Origin of the sequence: Sphaerisporangium sp. NPDC049003 (assembly GCF_043197795.1) — a bacterium.
Taxonomy (GTDB): Bacteria; Actinomycetota; Actinomycetes; order Streptosporangiales; family Streptosporangiaceae; genus Sphaerisporangium.
Window position 1 is genome coordinate 179,975 of sequence record NZ_JBICTU010000020.1, and the last position, 13,029, is coordinate 193,003.

At 69.4% G+C, this 13,029-nt stretch carries 12 protein-coding genes and 1 pseudogene; 6 read left to right on the forward strand and 7 right to left on the reverse strand.

Going from position 1 to position 13,029, the window contains the following annotated elements; all coding sequences use genetic code 11:
• Positions 1-101 precede the first annotated feature (101 nt).
• A complete protein-coding gene (locus tag ACGFIV_RS22710; protein WP_358553366.1) occupies positions 102-290 on the forward strand; it encodes a hypothetical protein in 189 nt (62 codons plus the stop codon).
• 80 nt (positions 291-370) lie between these two features.
• On the opposite strand, the gene ACGFIV_RS22715 is transcribed toward ACGFIV_RS22710, so the two are convergent.
• The 4 genes from ACGFIV_RS22715 to ACGFIV_RS22730 are packed head-to-tail and all read right to left on the reverse strand — an operon-like array spanning position 371 to position 4,262.
• On the reverse strand, positions 371-1,264 hold the full coding sequence (locus ACGFIV_RS22715) for an ROK family protein (protein ID WP_358553365.1): 894 nt from the start codon (positions 1,262-1,264) through the stop codon (positions 371-373).
• Positions 1,261-2,454, reverse strand: coding sequence for a sugar ABC transporter permease (locus ACGFIV_RS22720; protein ID WP_358553363.1), 1,194 nt, complete (start codon positions 2,452-2,454; stop codon positions 1,261-1,263). Before ACGFIV_RS22720 ends, ACGFIV_RS22715 begins: the two co-directional genes overlap by 4 nt.
• Positions 2,451-3,170 (reverse strand): ATP-binding cassette domain-containing protein, encoded by a 720-nt coding sequence (locus tag ACGFIV_RS22725; protein WP_358553361.1) that lies wholly within the window; start codon positions 3,168-3,170, stop codon positions 2,451-2,453. The genes ACGFIV_RS22720 and ACGFIV_RS22725 overlap by 4 nt, the downstream gene beginning before the upstream one ends.
• Entirely contained in the window at positions 3,171-4,262 is a 1,092-nt protein-coding gene (locus ACGFIV_RS22730; protein ID WP_358553359.1) for a substrate-binding domain-containing protein, read from the reverse strand. It lies immediately after the preceding gene.
• Between the two features lie 183 nt (positions 4,263-4,445).
• Here ACGFIV_RS22730 and ACGFIV_RS22735 point away from each other — a divergent pair.
• The 4 genes and pseudogenes from ACGFIV_RS22735 to ACGFIV_RS22750 form a co-directional block, all read left to right on the forward strand.
• Positions 4,446-4,571: pseudogene (locus tag ACGFIV_RS22735) on the forward strand (sugar kinase); the annotation flags it as partial.
• Positions 4,572-4,670: 99 nt separating this feature from the next.
• A complete protein-coding gene (locus ACGFIV_RS22740) occupies positions 4,671-5,603 on the forward strand; it encodes an ROK family protein (RefSeq protein WP_392837468.1) in 933 nt (310 codons plus the stop codon).
• A gap of 71 nt (positions 5,604-5,674) precedes the next feature.
• Complete coding sequence (locus ACGFIV_RS22745; RefSeq protein ID WP_358553355.1) at positions 5,675-6,739, forward strand: 3-isopropylmalate dehydrogenase; 1,065 nt, start codon at positions 5,675-5,677, stop codon at positions 6,737-6,739.
• 198 nt (positions 6,740-6,937) lie between these two features.
• Positions 6,938-8,035, forward strand: a complete 1,098-nt coding sequence (locus tag ACGFIV_RS22750; protein ID WP_358553353.1) for a branched-chain amino acid aminotransferase — start codon at positions 6,938-6,940, stop codon at positions 8,033-8,035.
• A 156-nt stretch (positions 8,036-8,191) separates the two neighbouring features.
• Here the strand turns inward: ACGFIV_RS22750 and ACGFIV_RS22755 are convergent, their stop codons facing one another.
• Positions 8,192-8,842: an O-methyltransferase gene (locus ACGFIV_RS22755; protein ID WP_358553351.1), complete on the reverse strand. Its 651-nt coding sequence runs from the start codon at positions 8,840-8,842 to the stop codon at positions 8,192-8,194.
• A 310-nt stretch (positions 8,843-9,152) separates the two neighbouring features.
• Between ACGFIV_RS22755 and cimA the strand changes: the two genes are divergently transcribed.
• A complete protein-coding gene (gene cimA / locus ACGFIV_RS22760; protein ID WP_358553349.1) occupies positions 9,153-10,727 on the forward strand; it encodes a citramalate synthase in 1,575 nt (524 codons plus the stop codon).
• A gap of 364 nt (positions 10,728-11,091) precedes the next feature.
• Here the strand turns inward: cimA and ACGFIV_RS22765 are convergent, their stop codons facing one another.
• Positions 11,092-12,012, reverse strand: a complete 921-nt coding sequence (locus ACGFIV_RS22765; RefSeq protein WP_358553347.1) for a hypothetical protein — start codon at positions 12,010-12,012, stop codon at positions 11,092-11,094.
• Between the two features lie 348 nt (positions 12,013-12,360).
• Complete coding sequence (locus ACGFIV_RS22770) at positions 12,361-12,708, reverse strand: hypothetical protein (RefSeq protein ID WP_358553345.1); 348 nt, start codon at positions 12,706-12,708, stop codon at positions 12,361-12,363.
• Positions 12,709-13,029 lie beyond the last annotated feature (321 nt).

Below are 13,029 nucleotides of genomic sequence, written 5' to 3' on the forward strand. Positions count from 1 at the left end.
CAGGGCAGGCCGGCGACCCGCCGCGGTGTGTGGCGCATGTCGGCTGTGAGACCAGTTCCGATCCGCGATCCGGATCAGGGACAGGAGTCCGGTCCGCATTCGTGACCGGAGTCCGCCTTCCCGTCCCCATCGCGTGCGCCGTGCGCACGCTCTCCAGTGAGCGAGACCTTGCCATGTATGACATGTATCCCTGGAACCGTCCGGAAGAGCACCGTCCCGAGGACGAGGCGCCCGACCCCGTGCAGACCGCGCTCGACCGGCGCGACAACGGCGGCGTGCCGGTCCGCTAGCGGACGGCTCCCCCGAAGCCCTCTCCGGCCGGTCCTTGCGATCCGATCGGCCGGCCGTCCCCCTCCCCCGGGGACTCCTGTCACCCCTTCGCCGTCAGGGCGAGCGCCAGCGCGCCGTACAGAGGGGCGTCGTCGACGAACCTGGCCGCCGAGATCTCGGGCGGGAACGGCACCGCCCGCCGGATCTCGGCCGTGAGCCGGGGCATGATCTGGCTCGACGCTCCCATCAGCCCTCCGCCGATGACCACGCGCTCCGGGTCGAGCACGACGCACACGTTGGCGACCGCCATGGCGAGCGCCTCCACCGCGCCGTCCAGCAGAGCCCGTACGGCGGGGTCTCCGGCGACCTCGAAGAGCGAGGCGGCGCTCACCGTACGGCCCAGCAGGGCCGATCCCCGCCGCGCGAGCGCGTGCCCGGAGACGACCTCCTCCAGGGGGGCGTGGCCCTCGGCGAAGGCGGGGTCGCCGGGCCCGCTGAGCAGGTACCCGATCTCGCCCGCCGCGCCGTGCGCCCCGGGTACGACCTCCCCGCTGACCACCAGCGCCGCCGCCAGGCCCGTGCCGAGGTTCAGGTAAAGGCCCGTACGGACGCCGCGGAGCGCGCCCCAGCGCAGCTCGGCGGCGGCAGCGGCGTTGACGTCGTTGTCGATCGCGACCGGGGTGTCCCCGAACTCCTCGCGCAGCAGCCGGGGGAGCTCCAGGCCCTCCCAGCCGGGCACCGTCGGCGCGAGCCGGACCGTCTCACCCCTGACCACGCCGAACGTGGACACCCCGACCGCCTGGAGCGTTCCTGGCCCGTCCGCCAGATCGCGGGCGGCGTCGAGGGACCGTCGCAGCACCTGCCTGGCGCCCTCGCCGCCCAGGGTCGGCAGCCGTACCTTGCGCAGCGGCCGGTCGACGCTGTCCGCCGAGGCGGTGGCGAGGGCGACCTTGGTGCCGCCGAAGTCGATGCCCAGGACGAACGGCCCGCTCACTGGGCGTTTCCACGGCGGGCGAGCGAGTCGATCGCCACGGCGAGGGCGAGGACGCCCGCGGTGACCATGTAGCGCACCGAGGAGTCCACGTTCAGCAGCAGCATGCCGTTGGTGATCGACTGGATCACCAGGATGCCGAGCAGCGCCGCGTACGTCCGTCCCCGGCCGCCGAACAGGGACGTGCCGCCGATGACCGCCGCCGCGATGGCCATGAGCAGGATGTCGCTGCCGCCGGAGCTCTGGTTCACGGCCGACAGGCGGCTGGCCGCCAGGATGCCGCCGAACGCCGCGAGGCTCGCCGACAGCACGAAGGCGAGCAGGCGGATACGGGTCACGTTGATGCCCGCGCGTCGCGCCGCCTCGGCGTTGCCGCCCACGGCGTACATCCAGCGCCCGAAGGCGGTGTGGCGCAGCACCAGGTCGAGCACCACGACGAGCGTGCCGAAGATGACCAGCAGCAACGGTACGCCCCGGTCGGCCTGGAGGACGAGCACGGCCCCCGCGAGCACGAACGCGAGGCCGCCGACCCGTACGGCCGTCCAGTAGGCAGGGCTCACCGGCAGGTCCGCGGCCAGGCGGAGGCACCGGCTCAGCAGCAGGGACCCTGCGTAGGCGCCTGCCAGCACGACGGCGAGCGTCCAGGCGAGCCACGGCGGTAGCCACGTGTCACTCAATTTCGCGATAAATCCGTCGAAGGGCAGGTTGATGGTGCCGCCCTCGCCCAGGAGGTACAGCAACAGCCCCTGCCATCCGATCAGCCCGGCCAGCGTCACCACGAATGAGGGCATCCGGATCCGGGTGAACAGGAACCCGTGCAACAGGCCGACCACCGCCCCCGCGACCACGGCGACCACGATCGACAGCAGCGGGTTCCAGCCGTGCCGCACGTTGAGGATGGTCATCACGACGGCGCACAGGCCGCTGACCGATCCGGCGGACAGGTCGATCTCGCCGAGGAGCAGCACCATGATGATGCCCAGCGAGATCGTCCCGGTGGCCGCCATCTGCAGGGCCAGGTTGGTCAGGTTCTCCGGCGACAGGAAGTGCTCGTTCAGCGAGCCGAAGACGACGGCGATCGCGATCAGCCCGCCGACGACGGGCCACGCCCCGAGGTCGCCCCGCCGGGCGCGCTCGATGGCCTGCCTCGGGCTGAACGGCTTGCGCGGCGGGTTCATGGTCGTCGCGCTCATGCGGCGGCTCCGGTGATGGCGGCCACGATGGACTCCTGTGAGGCGTCCGCCGTACGGAACTCGCCGGCGTTGCGCCCGAGGCGCAGCACCACGACGCGGTCGCTGACGGCCCGTACATCGGCGAGGTTGTGGGAGATGAGCAGGACCGCGAGCCCCCGGTCGCGCAGCCTGCGGATCAGGTCCAGGACCTGGGCGGTCTGCTCGACGCCGAGGGCGGCGGTGGGCTCGTCGAGGATGACGAGCCGGGGCTCGCCGATCAGGGCGCGGGCGATCGCGACGGACTGCCGCTGGCCGCCCGAGAGCATGGCGACCGGCACCCGGATGTCCCGGATCCGCACGTCGAGCTGGGTGAGCAGGTCACGGGTCGCCCGTTCCATGCGGATGTGGCTGAGCACCGACCAGCGCCGGCGCTCGGACCCGAGGAACAGGTTGGCCACCACGTCGAGGTTCTCGCAGAGGGCGAGGTCCTGGTAGACCGTGGAGATGCCGAGGGCCTGCGCGTCGTGGGGGTTGCCGATGCGCACGGGCCGGTCGTCCATGGTGATCTCCCCGGTGTCCGGTGACAGGACGCCGGAGATGGCCTTGACGAGTGTGGACTTGCCCGCGCCGTTGTCGCCGACCAGGGCCACCACCTCGCCCGGTGGCAGGTCCAGGTCCACCCCTTCGAGGGCCTGGACCGCGCCGTACCGCTTGGAGATGTCCTTCGCGCGGATCATCTAGCTGATGCCCGCCTTGGCGCACGCGGCGGCGGTCTCGCCCTTGCAGATGTCGGCGGCCTTGTAGAAGCCGTCCTTCACGATGGTGTCCTTGACCTTGTCCGCGGTGACCGCGATCGGGTCGAGGAGGAAGGAGGGGATGTCCGCGGTGCCGTTGTTCACCGTGGTCGTGGCCGAGGGCTTCTGGCCCCTGCCGACCGCCACGGCCAGCTCGGCCGACTTCTCCGCCTCGCTCCTGATGTCCAGGTAGATGGTCATGTACTGCTCGCCGGTGAGGATGCGCTGGACCGCCGCCAGCTCGGCGTCCTGGCCGGTGATGGGGAGCGTCGGGTCGTACCCCGCGCGCTTCATGGCCGCGATGGCGCCGCCCGCCATGCCGTCGTTGGCCGACAGCACTCCGACGATCTTGTCGCGGCCGAGTGCGGTGATGGACTGCTCCATCTCCTGCTGTGCCTTGTCGGGGCTCCAGTCGGGGGTGTCGAACTCGCGCCCGACCTTGACCTTGCCGTCGAGGACGTTGTGGGCGCCCTTCTTGTAGTCCGCGGAGCTGGGGTCGGTGGTCGCGCCGTTGATCATGACGATCTGGCCCTTGTCCGTCGTGCCGTTCTTGTCCAGCGCGTCCAGCAGGGCCTGGCCCTGCATCTCGCCGACCCGCACGTTGTTGAACGAGACGTAGTAGTCGTAGCCGATGCCGGAGATCAGCCGGTCGTAGGCGATGACCGGGACCTTCTTCTGCTTGGCCTGGTTCACCAGGGGCGCCACCGCGGCGGCGTCCACGGCGTCGAGCACGAGCACGTCGGCGCCCTGGGTGAGGGCGGCCTCCACCTGCTGCTGCTGTTTGGCGGCGTCCTGGTCGGCGTTGGAGTAGAGCAGCTTGCAGTCGGCGCAGAGCGCGCTGACCTTGGCCTCGAACAGGGGCTTGTCGAAGGCCTCGTACCGCGTGGTCTTGGACTCGGGCAGGAAGAGCGCGATCGTCGGAGCCTTGTCGCCTCCGCCGCCCGTCCCGCCCGTGGTCGCCTTGTCGGTGGAACCACCGCAACCGGTGGCCAGTACGGCTATCGCAAACGGAATCGCGAACCATTTCGCCCGCATGACTGCCTCTCAGGGTGTTCGGAGGTACTTCAGGTGCTTGGCAGCATGCTGAACTGCGCATAGAAATTTGGCAAGGTCTCTAACAAACTTCGTCCGGGACCTTGCCGAGGTAAAGCGTGTGCCAGTCTTGGGGGCGTGGTGGGTATCGGCGGTACGGCGAGCACGACGGCGGTGCTGCGAGTCATGAACGAGCGCGCGGTCTTCGGGGAGATCTTCAAACTGGGGAAGGTCTCGCGGCCCGAGCTCGCGCGGGCCACGGGGCTGTCCAAGCCGACCATCTCCATGGCCCTCGCCGATCTCGAACGCGCGGGCCTCGTGCGCGCGATCGGCCTGCGCACCGGCAACGCCGGGCGCGCGGCGCTGCTGTACGAGATCCGGCCGCAGGCGGGCTGGGTGCTGGCCGTCGACGTGGGCAGGGAGTTCGTCCGGCTGGCCCTGGCCGACCTCGTCGGTGACATCGCCGCCCGCAGGGACGAGCACCGCAAGGGCGGCGAGACGCCCGCCGAGCTGGTGGCCAGGCTCGGGGAGCTGACCCGCGAGCTGGCCGACGAGGCCGGGGCGGCCGTCGCGGACATCACGCTGACGGTCTTCGGCACGCCCGGCATCCACGACAAGGAGACCAGCTCCCTCCAGCTCGCCCCGAACCTCCCCGGCTGGGAGCGGCCGGGGGCGGTCGAGCTGCTCGGGGGTGTGGCCGCCGACGCGCCGTACGTCGTCGAGAACGACGTCGACCTCGCCGCCGTGGGGGAGGGCGCCTACGGCCTCGGCCAGGGCGTCGACCACTTCGCCCTCGTCTGGATCGGCACCGGCATCGGCATGGGCGTCGTCATCGACGGCAAGCTCTACCGGGGCGCCCAGGGGGCGGCCGGGGAGATCTCCTACCTCCCGGTGGGAGAGGGCGACCCGCTGGTCAACCGGGGGCGGGGCATGCTGGAGTCCGTGGCCTCGGCCGACGGGGTCGTGGCGCTCGCCTCCCGGCTCGGCATGACCGGCGTGACCAGCGCCAAGGACGTCTTCGACGCCGCCCGCGCCGGCGACCCCCTCGCGGGTCAGGTCGTCGCCACCGAGGCCGACCACATCGCCCACGCCCTGGCGGGGGTCATCGCCGTGCTCGACCCTGAGCTGGTGGTGCTGGGCGGGGGCATCGGCGTCCAGGCGGGCGACCTGCTGATCGGCCCGGTCACCGAATGCCTGCGCGACCTCGTGGCGCTGCGCGTGCCGATGATCAAGGCCTCCACGCTCGGCACCGAGGCGGTGCTGCTCGGTGCGCTGGCGGTGGGCCTCACGACGGCCCGCGACCTGGTCTTCGAGCGCGCCGTGGCCCAGGTTCCGCCGGGGTAGGGCTCCACGACGCCTGTCCGGTATGTGAGACCATGTGTTCGAGTTCCGAGACGGAACGGTAGGGTACGAGCATGCGGGATTCTCAAAACATCCGTCTGGCGGTCATCCCGGGTGACGGCATCGGCAGTGAAGTGGTCGCCGAGGGCCTGAAGGTCCTCGACGCGGTCGGCCTGAAGGTGGAGACCACCACCTACGACCTGGGCGCCGCACGCTACCACGCCACCGGCGAGACCCTTCCCGACGAGACCCTCGCCGAGCTGCGCGTGTTCGACGCGATCCTGCTGGGCGCGGTCGGCGATCCGAGCGTCCCGCCCGGTGTCCTTGAGCGTGATCTGCTGCTCAGGCTGCGCTTCGAGCTCGACCACTACGTCAACCTGCGGCCGATCAAGCTCTTCCCCAGCGTGGAGACCCCTCTCGCCAAGTCCCGGCCCGAGGACATCGACATGATCGTCGTCCGCGAGGGCACCGAGGGGCCGTACGCCGGGGCCGGCGGCGTCATGCGCAGGGGCACCGCGCAGGAGATCGCCACCCAAGAGAGCCTCAACACCGCCTTCGGCGTCGAGCGCGTGGTGCGCTACGCCTTCGAGAAGGCGATGGTGAGGCCCCGTAAGAAGCTCACGCTGGTCCACAAGACCAACGTGCTCACCTACGCGGGCGATCTGTGGTCGCGCGTCGTCGAGCGGGTCTCCGCCGAGTACCCCGAGGTCACCACCGACTACTGCCACGTCGACGCGGCCTCGATGTTCTTCGTCAGCCAGCCGCAGCGGTTCGACGTGATCGTCACCGACAACCTCTTCGGCGACATCCTGACCGACCTCGGCGCGGCCATCGCGGGCGGCATCGGCCTGGCCGCCAGCGGCAACGTCAACCCGGCGCCTCCGGGGTCCGCCTCCTGGACGCCCAGCATGTTCGAGCCCGTGCACGGCAGCGCCCCTGACATCGCCGGCCAGGGCAAGGCCGACCCGACCGCCACGATCCTCTCGGTGGCCATGCTCCTCGAGCATCTCGGTTTCGCCGCCGACGCGGCCCGGGTGGAGCAGGCCGTCGCCGACGACCTCGTCGAGCGCCAGGTGGCCTGGGTGCCCCGCACCACCAGGGAGATCGGCGACGACATCACCGCACGAGTAGCCGGCTGAGGGGCTACCCGACGCCGACCAAGCGCATGGTGGCCCCGTACGGGCCGCCATGCGCTTTTTCGTGTCCAGGACCCAAGTGACGCAGACGCCCTCGACGACACACTCCCGTATGTCCAGTTGATGCAGTAGTTTCCCGTTACCTGGTCCGTCGCAGAATGGATGCAGGCGAGACCAACAGAGAAGAGAAGGATCTTCGACATGACCACCGCTCAACAGCTCAGCTTCGACGTGCAGCTCTCCGACGCCGCTCGCACTCCGGCCGAGCGTGAGCAGGTACTGGCGGATCCGGGGTTCGGGCAGACGTTCACCGATCACATGGTCTCGATCGACTGGACGGAGGGTCAGGGCTGGCACGACGCCCGCCTCATGCCGTACGGTCCGCTGACGCTCGACCCGGCCACCTCGGTCTTCCACTACGCGCAGGAGCTCTTCGAAGGACTCAAGGCCTACCGGCAGGCGGGCGGCTCGATCGCGAGCTTCCGGCCGTTCGCCAACGCGGCCCGCTTCAACAGGTCGGCCCTCCGCATGGCGATGCCCGAGCTGCCCGAGGAGACGTTCGTCGAGTCGCTGGAGCTCCTCGTCCAGACCGACCGCGACTGGGTGCCGACCACAGAGGGCCACAGCCTCTACCTGCGTCCTTTCATGATCGCGACGCAGCCGGCGCTGGGCGTGAACTACCCGTCCAGGACCTTCAAGTACATGGTGATCGCCTCACCCGCCGCCGCGTACTTCTCGGGTGGCGTCAAGCCGGTCTCCGTGTGGCTCTCCCAGGACTACACGCGCGCCGCGCCCGGTGGCACCGGCTTCGCCAAGTGCGGCGGCAACTACGCGGCGGCCTTCGTCGCGCAGCGGCAGGCCGTGGCGCAGGGCTGTGACCAGGTCGTGTGGCTGGACGCGTTCGAGCACCGCTACGTCGAGGAGATGGGCGGGATGAACCTGTTCTTCGTCTTCGGCGACCGCCTGGTCACCCCCGACCTGACCGGCACCCTGCTTCCCGGCGTCACCCGCGACTCCCTGCTCACCCTGGCCGCCGACCTCGGCCTCGCCGCCGAGGAGCGCAAGATCTCCATCGAGGAGTGGCGGGCGGGGTGCGAGTCGGGCGAGCTGACGGAGGTCTTCGCCTGCGGTACGGCCGCGGTGATCACCCCTGTCGGGTCCGTCAAGGGCGTCGAGGGCGGCTGGACGATCGGCGACGGCACCCCGGGCGCGCTCACGTTGCGGCTTCGCGACGAGCTCATGGGCATCCAGTACGGCACCCGCCCCGACCCCCACGACTGGGTCCGCAAGATCTGCTGACCTCGTCACGCGAGAGCGCGGCACGTGAGAGCCCGGCCGGTCCCCGGCCGGGCTCACCGTGCCCGTCAACGCCGACCGCCCGTCAACGCCGACCGCCCGTCAACGCCGATTCGTCGTTCACGCCGATCGCTCGGGTTACGGTCCGCCCGGAATTCGTCAATGTTTGCGGATGAAGGTCAGGCCGTCGGCGATGGGGAGGAGGGTGCTGGTCACGCGGGTGTCCCTCATGACCAGGTCGTTGAAGTCGCGCATCGTCGCGGCCTCGCCGTCGGTGTAGTCGGCCACGCTTCCGTGGCGCAGCGTGTTGTCCATGAGGATGATCCCGCCGGGGGCCAGCCGGGTCATGATCGTCTCGTAGTAGACCGGGTAGCCGGCCTTGTCCGCGTCGATGAACGCCAGGTCCACCTCGGGCCGTACCGGGAACCGCTGGAGCGTCTCGGCCGCGGGGCCGAGCCGGAGCTCGATGAGGCCGGAGACGCCCGCCTTCTCCCAGTACTTCTGGGCGATCGAGGTCCACTCGTCGCTCACGTCGAAACAGGTCAGCCTGCCGTCGCCACCCAGGCCCCGGGCGATGCAGATCGAGGAGTATCCGGTGAACGTGCCGATCTCCACGACGTTGCGGGCCCCGCTGATCTGGGTGATCATCGTCAGGAAGGTGCCCTGCTCGGGGGATATCTGCATCCTGGCGCTGTCCCCCGTGGCCGTGAGGGTCTCCTCGGCCAGCTCCTTGAGGACGTCGTCGGGCGGGGTCGTGTGTCCGACGATGTACTCGGCGACGTCGGCGTTGATGAATGAGAAAGCCTTCATGCGGGCTATTCTCCGCCCTCCGGAGGCCCCGGGACGGCGAACCGCGCGGGCGCGGCCGGTTCAAGACATCAGCCCCGTACGTCCCGGATGGTGAGACCGATGTGCCACATGGTGAAGAGGTGTGGCACACTTCGTAGCACCATGTTCTACGGTCTGCTCATTATCAGCAGGCGCGCTGGCTGAAAAGGGACACCGCCAGCGCGCAGACCTCTCACGTCCGTGAGGGGTCTTTTTGTTTGGGCCAGGTTCCGGCCTTAGGCGGAAACCGCGCGCGGCGAACGAAAAGCACCCCCTCGAAGGAGACGAAACCATGGCCGACGACCGCTTCCACGTGTACGACACGACGCTGCGCGACGGCGCGCAACAAGAGGGGCTCTCCCTCACCGTCGCCGACAAGCTCGCCGTCGCACGCCACCTGGACGGCCTGGGCGTGGGCTTCATCGAGGGCGGCTGGCCCGGCGCCAACCCCAAGGACACCGAATTCTTCCGGCGGGCTCAAACAGAGCTCGACCTGAAGCACGCGCAGCTCGCCGCGTTCGGCGCGACCCGCCGAGCCGGAGTGAAGGCAGCCGACGACCCGTTGGTGGCCGCCCTGCGCGAATCCGGCGCGCCGGTCGTGACCCTTGTCGCCAAGAGTCACGACCGGCACGTGGAGCTGGCCCTCCGTACGACTCTCCAGGAGAACCTCGCGATGATCCGCGACACGGTTTCTCACCTTCGTGCGGAGGGACAGCGGGTCTTCCTCGACGCCGAGCACTTCTTCGACGGCTACAAGTCCAATCCAGCCTACGCGCTGGAGGTCCTGCGCACCGCCGCCGAGGCCGGGGCGGCCGTCGTCGCCCTGTGCGACACCAACGGCGGCATGCTCCCTGACGAGCTGGCCGACGTCGTGCACGAGGCGGTCGCCACCGGCGCCCGCGTCGGCATCCACTGCCACGACGACACCGGCTGCGCCGTCGCCAACTCCCTTGCCGCGGTCAAGGCCGGCGCCACCCACGTGCAGGGCTGCGCCAACGGGTACGGCGAGCGCTCCGGCAACGCCAACATATTCACCGTCGTCGCCAACCTCCAGCTCAAGCGGGGCTTCGACCTGGTGCCCATGGAGTCGCTGGCCGAGATGACCCGCATCGCGCACGCGATCACCGAGGTCACCAACGTCACGCCGAACTCCCACCAGCCGTACGTCGGCGTCTCCGCCTTCGCGCACAAGGCCGGCCTGCACGCCAGCGCGATCAAGGTCGACCCGAACCTCTACCAGCACATCGACCCGGCCCAGGTCGGCAACGACATGCGCATGCTCGTCTCCGACATGGCCGGCCGCGCGTCCGTGGAGCTGAAGGGCAAGGAGCTCGGGTACGAGCTGACCTCCGGCCAGTCCCGCGAGCTGGTCGACCGGGTGAAGGACCTGGAGTCCAAGGGCCACACCTTCGAGGCCGCCGACGCGTCCTTCGAGCTGCTGCTCCGCGACACGGTAAGGGGGGAGCGCAAGCGCCACTTCACCGTCGAGTCCTGGCGGGTCATCGTCGAGCGGCGGCCCGGCGGCGACGTCGTCAGCGAGGCGACGGTCAAGCTGCACGCCAAGGGCGAGCGCATCGTCGCCACCGGCGAGGGCAACGGCCCCGTCAACGCCCTCGACCGCGCCGTCCGCCTCGGGCTGGAGAAGCTCTACCCCGAGCTGGCCGAGGTCGAGCTGATCGACTTCAAGGTCCGCATACTTGAGGGCACCCACGGCACCGACGCCGTCACCCGGGTCCTGGTCACCTCCAGCGACTCCCGGGGAGAGTGGGCCACCGTCGGCGTCGACGAGAACATCATCGAGGCCTCCTGGCAGGCCCTGGAGCAGGCGGTCACGTACGGCCTCCTGCGCGCGGGCCACACCGCCTGAGCTCCCGCGTCCTCACCCCTCGCGAAGTGCGGCCGGACCCCTCGCGAAGTGCGGTCGGCCCGCGCCATTCGTCCAGGGGAAGGGCAGCCGGGTCGGCGGTGGACGGCCTGCGCAACCCGCCCCCTTAACGTTGGTGTCACGACCCCGGGGGAGACCGGCCCGCAGGCCGTCTCGAACCCCGGGGCCGCGACGCTTACGGCTCGCGTTGGGACCTCACTGACGAGGAGACGAGGAATGATCCTTGATCGATCCTCATCTGCCCTTGGGTGAGCGCGGTCCGATCCGGACCGCTGCGGCGGTTCAACGCGGGGGAGCGATTTCGACAAAGCCGGACTGGTCGATGATCGCCCAGGACTGAGGGGCCTCAGTTCACACGGGTGAAGGTGATGTCGAGCTCCGCCACCACGCGCTCGTCCACCTCGGCCCAGCAGCGGAAGTCATGGTCAGCGCCCTCGCGTGTACGGCGGTGCGCTTTGAACCTCACCGTTTGCCCCGCGTAGGCGAGGCTATGCGCTACCAAGCGCACGCCCTTCGTCACGCAGCGGGCCGATGGCGCGCCCTCCAGCCGGCGCAGCAGTGTGGCGGCCACTCGCGTCATGCCACCGGCGACAACGGCCACCGGCATCGCCGGGTGCAAGGCGAAGTGGCCCTTGCACATGTCCGCTGTCACCGGGCCCAATGTGGCACTGAGGCACTCGCCGTCCGGGTACCAGTCACGCAGTGCCAGGGGCTCGCCGTACGGGTTCTGCCGCACCTCGGCCCACTCCTCGGGCGAGCGCTGGACTCCGTCGTCGAGGCGCGGCTCGCGACGCATGTCCACACGCGCCTTGGCGAACAGGCGCGTGAAGGTGGCGGCCGGCAGCACGTCGTAGTCCACATCCAAGCGCATCAGCGGAGTGCCGTCGGGTGAGTACAGCAGCGTGTGCGCTCTGGCGGTGCGCTCGCTGGTGTGCTCCGCACGCGCCGAGCCCCGCAACTCCGAGGCGCGCGCCTGCGGCTCCGGGTTCAGCCACTTCCCGCGGGCGCCCGTTGCCAGGTAGAAGTGCCGGCCCTCCCGAGGCGCCACCACGGCTGCGGCGCATGAGCCAAGAATCGCCAGGTGGCGGCCTGCTTCGGCGATGGCGATGGGGCTGGCCTCCATGTCCGGGTCCTGTTGCACCGGCACCCTGGCCGCCACCTCGCCATGCCCCGTGACCGTGACGTCCTGTAGAGCGAAGTAGGGATCTCTCACGCAGATGCGCGAGTAGAGCTCGGAAGCCGTCAGTACCGTGCGCGGCTCCAGCACGGACAGGCCCCGTGCAGGCCCAGGGACGACAGAAAAGGCGGCAGGAGCGGCGGGCGTATCGGGTAGGGAAGCCGACCTCGTCTCGGAATGCCGCGCCGAAGAGTCTTGATCAGTAAGTTCCGTATTCCCTGACACGGAGACCTCCACTTTCTTGTCGCATTCAGGCGAAAATGCGACTCCACACGATTTCCTGCCGACGCCACTTCTGAAGTGGCACAGAACTGAAGTGACTCTTCACGCCTTAGCGGATTCCGTGGTCAACCGGCTGCCCGGCATCGTTGGATTCAGCTGCGGAGCGATATGAGGTGAAACGATTTCCTGGGCCTGCGAAGACGACTGCGGTAAGCCCTAGAACGGCCTGACCGAAGTACACTCCAGCTTTATCTCAGCCGGCATGTCCTTCGAGCGGGATTCGTTCTTGAAGAAGACGGACAACTGCTGCCGGTGTTCCTTCAGCGGGTAGGGCGGGGTTCCCGACCAGGTGTATTTGCCGGTTAACACGGAGGTCGTGTACCACGGGTGGGTGTCGGGGCACTTGAGGAACAGGTTGGTGCTGGTCTGTGGCGCGAGGCTCTTGCTGATCCTGATGGTGGTCGCCGGTGGCTGGTCGGCGGCCGAGGCCGGGAGGGCCGGGACAAGGAGCCCACCGGCCAGGGCGGCGGCGACCGCCGCACCGGTGATTCCGCGTGTTCTCATGACTTTCTCCTTGACTTCCTTGCCCGAGGGGGGGGAAAGTTGGGCCGGAACAGCGTGAACGTGCGAAGCCGCAGATTCCCGCGCGGTCGTGTCCGGTCACCGGCCAACATGGTTTCTCCCCCAGGGGACCTCCCAGAGAAGTGTCCTCAAACGATCTTGGGTGCGACTTGCGCCCTACTTGGACGGCGGTCGAAACGGAGAGCGGGAGGGGCCCTCAGCAGAAGCGCAGGGCCCCGGCGAGTTTGTGATTTGGTCAGCTTGATTCCCTCACTTCCATCTTGAACAGATTGAGGGTGCGTCGGTGGCTGTAGACGTGGTGGC